Annotated in this window: 6 protein-coding genes; all 6 read left to right on the top strand. The window is 71.9% G+C overall.

Annotated elements, in window-relative coordinates:
* A partial coding sequence (locus G6026_RS07330; protein ID WP_182612783.1) for a tetratricopeptide repeat protein occupies positions 1-812 on the top strand: 812 nt, incomplete at its 5' end.
* A 70-nt stretch (positions 813-882) separates the two neighbouring features.
* Positions 883-1,875, top strand: a complete 993-nt coding sequence (locus G6026_RS07325; protein ID WP_182612782.1) for an HAD-IIA family hydrolase — start codon at positions 883-885, stop codon at positions 1,873-1,875.
* A gap of 10 nt (positions 1,876-1,885) precedes the next feature.
* Positions 1,886-2,089, top strand: a complete 204-nt coding sequence (locus tag G6026_RS07320) for a hypothetical protein (RefSeq protein WP_309230185.1) — start codon at positions 1,886-1,888, stop codon at positions 2,087-2,089.
* The gene (locus tag G6026_RS07315) at positions 2,089-2,907 is read left to right on the top strand and encodes a TlyA family RNA methyltransferase (protein WP_107756354.1); all 819 of its coding nucleotides are present in this window, start codon (positions 2,089-2,091) and stop codon (positions 2,905-2,907) included. Before G6026_RS07320 ends, G6026_RS07315 begins: the two co-directional genes overlap by 1 nt.
* A complete protein-coding gene (locus tag G6026_RS07310; protein WP_107756355.1) occupies positions 2,904-3,833 on the top strand; it encodes an NAD kinase in 930 nt (309 codons plus the stop codon). The genes G6026_RS07315 and G6026_RS07310 overlap by 4 nt, the downstream gene beginning before the upstream one ends.
* A 9-nt stretch (positions 3,834-3,842) precedes the next feature.
* Positions 3,843-4,342 (top strand): AAA family ATPase (locus G6026_RS07305; protein WP_182612780.1); only part of this gene is annotated, 500 nt, incomplete at its 3' end.

Raw genomic sequence — 4,342 nt, 5'->3', positions numbered from 1 at the left:
GGGGCGCTGGGCAGCGCACCGGCACATCGGGGGCGGGACAGGGCCGAGGCGGTTCCTCCCGGGGTGACTCCCGTGACGGAGGGCGGCAGGGCGTCGAGCGGCGCACGGCTGGCCGTCCGGGTCAGGACGCCCGGCAGGCCGCACGCGTTGACGAGCCGACTCTCCCCGAAGACATCGAGGCCGCGGACCTCGACACGGAGATCCGACGGGACCTGCGGGGTCTGGACAAGGCCAATGCCGAGGTCGTCGCGCGGCATCTGGTGGCGGCGATGTATTTCGTCGACGACGACCCCGAGCTCGCTCTGGCCCACGGACGTGCCGCGAAGAACCGAGCCGGCCGGATAGGTGTGGTCCGGGAGACCGTCGGCGTTCTCGCGTACCGCGCGCGAGAGTGGTCGGAAGCGCTGGGTGAGCTCCGTGCGGCTCGACGCATCTCGGGAGGACCCGGACTGCTGGCGATGATGGCGGACTGCGAGCGGGGCCTCGGACGTCCGGAGAAGGCCATCGAACTCGCCCGGGGTGACGAGTCCCGTCAGGTCACCGGCGAGGACCTCGTGGAGCTGCGCATCGTCGAAGCCGGCGCGCGAGTGGACATGGGCCAGCTCGACGCCGCCCTCGTGACTCTCCAGGATGCGGGAGCCGACCCGGATGCTGTCGGCGAGGAGGCGGCGCGATTGGACTACGCCTACGCGGAGGTGTTGTTGGCGTCCGGCCGCAAGGACGAGGCGGCCGCCTGGTTCGCCCACGCGGTGTCCGCCGACCCGGATCATCACACGGACGCGGAGTCGCGTCTGGCCGAGCTCGGGGGTTAACTCGGTGTCACCAGGCCCGACGTCAGCAGTACCGCGGTCGGCGGGGTCAGAGTCTGCCGCGTCGGAGACTGTGGCGACTCTGTCCGATCTGCACGACGCACTTCTCGCGGATCTCGACGGGACGCTCATCCGCGGTACCGAGCCCATTCCGGGCGCCGCCGAGGCGCTGGACCGGTCGGGGCTTCCGGTGGTCTACGTGACCAACAATGCGAGCCGTTCCCCCGGCCAGACGGCCGAACACCTCCGGGATCTGGGATTTCCGGCCCGCGCGTCCGACGTCATGACCAGCGCCCAGGCGGCGGTGATGATGCTGGGTGATCACGTCGACGCGGGGGCGAGAGTTCTCGTGGTGGGTCACGAGAGTTTCCGGGAGCTCGCCAGACAGGCCGGCTACGAGGTCGTCTATTCGGCCGACGACGGTCCCGAGGCGGTCCTCCAGGGCCTGTCCCGCGAACTGACCTGGGGTGACCTTGCCGAAGGATGTCTCGCGATCCGGCGCGGGGTGCCGTGGGTCGCCTCCAACACCGACACCACCCTGCCCACCGAGCGCGGTCTGCTCCCCGGGAACGGTTCGCTGGTCGCTGCACTTCGCGCCGCGACGGACAGAGACCCCGTCGTGGCGGGGAAGCCGGCGGCGGGAGTGCTCAGGGCGGCCGCGGACCTCGTCGGCTCCCGCCGTCCGCTCGTCATCGGGGACCGTCTGGACACCGATATCGAGGGGGCGCTCGCGGCCGGGATGCCCGCGCTGCTGGTTCTGACGGGCGTCCACGGGACGGCCGATCTGCTGGCCGCGGACGCGCACCGTCGCGCCACCCACCTCGCCCCGGACCTGTCCGCCCTCGCCGCGCCGCCGGAGTCGAGTCACATCGACTCGGCCCCCTGGCTCGACGCGAGGGTGGAGAACGGTGTCCTCCACCTCGACGGGCTCCCCGCGACACTCGGCGGCGTCGACCTGGCGCGCGGCGTCCTCCGACAGGCGTGGAGGCACGGTGTGAGCGCCCTGGCGGATCCCGGCGACGGTGCGCGGTCACGGTTCGCCGATGCGGGACTGCTCGTGGGCTAGCGTGGACCGTGTGAGCACTCCCGGACCGACACCACTGCCAGGGCCCGCGGGCCCGGACATCGACGAGCTCCGCTCGGCCTTCGACGATCTGCTCTCCGACTCCGCCGAACCCCGCGACGAGGTCGGGGGAGTTCGCGACGAGCAGGTCGCGGCCCTGGATTCGGCCCATGATCTGCTCGCCCACGCCCTGTCCTCCCTGGACTCGGCCCGCTGATGGCGGTCGCCCGTAGGCGCCTGGACGCCGAGTTGGTCCGCCGCAAGATGTGTGACAGTCGGGAACGCGCGCGGGACCTCATCGGTGCCGGTCGTGTGATCGTCAACGGGGTCGCCGCGAGTAAGCCCGCCACGCAGGTGGAACCGACGACGTCCATCGCGGTCGCCGCGTCCGGGGAACCGGACTGGGCCTCGCGGGGGGCCCACAAGCTCATCGGTGCCCTGGACGCCTTCGGGGTGGACGTCGCCGGTACGCGCTGCCTCGACGCCGGCGCCTCCACGGGAGGGTTCACCGACGTCCTGCTCTCGCGGGGGGCCGACCGCGTCGAAGCCGTGGACGTGGGCTACGGACAACTCGTGTGGCGCCTGCGCAGCGACGATCGCGTGGGCGTCCACGACAAGACCAACGTGCGGTCCCTCACCCCCGAGGACATCGGCGGCGAGGTCGACGTGGTGGTGTCCGACCTGTCGTTCATCTCCCTGCCCCTCGTCCTTCCCGCTCTGTCCGCGTGTGTCCGCACCGGCGGGGCGCTGCTACCGATGGTCAAGCCGCAGTTCGAGGTGGGACGCGAGCGGGTCGGTCAGGGGGGCGTCGTCCGTGACCCCGGGCTCCGGATCGACGCGGTCACCGGTGTCGCGCGGGCCGCCGCGGCGCTCGGGCTGGAGGCTCTCGGGTGTGTGGCGAGCCCGCTTCCGGGCCCGTCCGGGAACGTCGAGTACTTTCTTCACCTCCGCAAGACCGAACCGGGGTCGCCGGTGGCACTGACGGACCGGGCGCAGGACGCTATTCGCAGCGCGGTGGAGGAGGGACCGAGATGACGCAGAGCCCAGAGGTGGGGGCGCCCCGCCGCATCCTGCTCGAGGCCAACATCGAGCGGCCGGACATCGTCGCGATCGTCGCCCAGGTCGTCGACGCCTGCGCGCACCGCGGGATCGCGGTGCGGATGCTCGCGGACACCAGCGAGAACGTGGCCACCGGGACCGGTGTGGAGTCGGTGGCGGATACCCCGCACGCCGCTGACGGCTGCGAGCTCGTCCTGGTCCTGGGTGGGGACGGGACGTTCCTGCGGGCATGCCAGTACGCGACCGCGGCCGATGTGCCGGTGCTGGGAGTGAATCTCGGGCATGTCGGCTTCCTCGCCGAATCGGAGATCTCCTCTCTCCACGGCGTCGTCGAACAGATCGCGGACCACGACTACCGGGTGGTCGAGCGCATGACGGTCGAGGCCACTGTGATCCACGGGGACACCGTGCTCGGCCGTGACTGGGCACTCAACGAGGTGAGTATCGAGAAGGTCTCGCGGCAGGGCGTCCTCGAGGCGTCGGTCGAGATCGACGGGCGACCGGTGAGCGACTTCGGGTGCGACGGCATGCTCGTCTCGACGCCCACCGGATCGACGGCGTACGCGTTCTCGGCGGGGGGACCGATCCTCTGGCCGGAGCTCGACGCGATCCTGGTGGTCCCGAACAACGCCCACGCCCTGTTCGCCCGGCCCATGGTCGTGGCGCCCAGCTCGCGGGTCGCCGTGGAGACCGGGACCCGGTCCGGACCGGCGGTGGTCGTGCTGGACGGGCGACGAACGATCGACGCCCCCGCCGGCAGTCGGGTGGAGGTGGTGCGTGGCCACAGACCGGTCAAGTGGGTGAGATTGGACGACTCGCCGTTCACGGACCGGCTGGTGACGAAGTTCGAACTCCCGGTCACCGGGTGGCGTGGCCGGTCCACCGCGCGCCCCCTCGCCTAGGGTGGGTGCGTGCTCACGGAACTTCGGATCAGCGGACTCGGCGTCATCGACGAGGCCGTGGCCGATTTCGCCCCGGGCCTGTCCGTCCTGACCGGTGAGACCGGCGCCGGAAAGACCATGGTGGTCACCGGTCTCAGGCTCCTGGCCGGGGGGCGCGCCGATCCGGGGCGGGTTCGTCGCGGAGCGGACAAGGCCGTGGTGGAGGGGCGGTTCGACCTGGCCGCCGCCGAGACGATGCACCCCGAGGACCGACGCGAGCTCGACAGTCTCCTCGAGGAGGCGGACGCGGAGGTCGACGAGGACGGGACGGTGATCGCGGCCCGCCGGGTCGGCGCCGACGGACGCTCCCGGGCCCGGCTCGGGGGTCGTTCGGTCCCGGCGGGGACGTTGGCCCGGTTCTGCGCTCCGGTGCTCGCGGTCCACGGCCAGAACGACCAGCTCCGGCTCCTGCGTCCGGACAGGCAACGGGAGGCCGTCGATTCCCACGGCGGCGAACCGGCACGGCGGGA

Source organism: Dietzia sp. DQ11-38-2 (genome assembly GCF_014145055.1).
Taxonomy (GTDB): domain Bacteria; phylum Actinomycetota; class Actinomycetes; order Mycobacteriales; family Mycobacteriaceae; genus Dietzia.
This window is presented reverse-complemented; position numbering and strand designations above follow the sequence as displayed.